This window comes from Oleiphilus sp. HI0132 (assembly GCF_001635845.1).
On record NZ_LWGJ01000039.1, the window covers coordinates 1 to 1,080 of the forward strand.

At 43.3% G+C, this 1,080-nt stretch carries 2 protein-coding genes; both read left to right on the forward strand.

From position 1 onward, the window contains the following. Position 1 precedes the first annotated feature (1 nt). A complete protein-coding gene (gene phbB / locus A3766_RS00675) occupies positions 2 to 745 on the forward strand; it encodes an acetoacetyl-CoA reductase (protein WP_068508748.1) in 744 nt (247 codons plus the stop codon). 20 nt (positions 746 to 765) lie between these two features. After that, a partial coding sequence (locus A3766_RS00680) for a phasin family protein (RefSeq protein WP_068641461.1) occupies positions 766 to 1,080 on the forward strand: 315 nt, incomplete at its 3' end.

Sequence of the window (1,080 nt, forward strand, 5' to 3'; positions counted from 1 at the left end):
CATGTCTAATGTAAACGTTGCTTTTGTCACGGGCGGAACCGGTGGAATAGGTACTGCGATCTGCCAAACACTACATGATGAAGGCTACACCGTTGTTGCTGCATCCAGCAGCCAAGAAAAAGCCGACAACTGGCAAGCGCAACTCAAAACACAAGGCTATGACATTAAAACCTGTGTACTGGAGGTTGCTGATTTTGACAGTTGTACCCGCAATATTCTTGATATTGAAGAAAGCATTGGCCCCATTGCAGTTTTGGTGAATACCGCTGGTATCACTCGCGATACCAGCTTAAAACGAATGTCACCACAAAAATGGCAAGAGGTCATTGATGTGAACCTGAGTGGAACCTTCAATACTTGTCGGAATGTCATCGAGTTCATGTTGAAACGCCAATACGGGCGAATTATTAATATCTCTTCTATCAACGGTGAAAAGGGCCAATTTGGTCAAGTGAATTACGCTGCCAGCAAAGCTGGCATTCATGGTATTACCATGTCACTAGCGCAAGAAGTAGCCAGCAAAGGCATTACTGTTAACACTATTTCCCCTGGTTATATAGCAACTGAAATGGTGATGGCGGTCGAAGAGAGTATAAGAAACCAAATTATCGCCCAAATTCCGGTCGGCAGGCTGGGTGATCCAAAAGAAATAGCGAGACTTGTTGCTTTCTTATCAGACAAACAGTCTGGTTTTATCACTGGATCAAATCTTTCCATTAACGGCGGTCAGCACATGCACCACTAGTAAATAACAAGGAGACATACATGAACGAATTTATCGATTCATTAAGCGAACAAGCGAAACGCTTTGTTGAGCCTGCAAAAGAAGTGAATAGATTGCTACTGAATAACGTAGGTGAGTTAGTTGATATTCAAGCGCAAGCCTTTGCAAACTACGCTGAAATGGGTATAGCCCAGGCAAAATCGGCATTAGAGATCAGAAATAGCGATTCACTGAACGCCTTTGTAGAGCAACAATCTGAATTTTCTGAGACTGTTCAAGCTCAGTTTAAGGGCGATGCAGAAAAGCTTACTGACTTGGCTAACCAAACCGCTGAGGGCTTAAAACAGGTGTTTTCT

What these genes read in the sequence shown, in the direction of transcription:
- phbB (WP_068508748.1), top strand. Translation starts at nt 2, where the DNA reads ATGTCTAATGTAAACGTTGCTTTTGTCACGGGCGGAACCGGTGGAATA.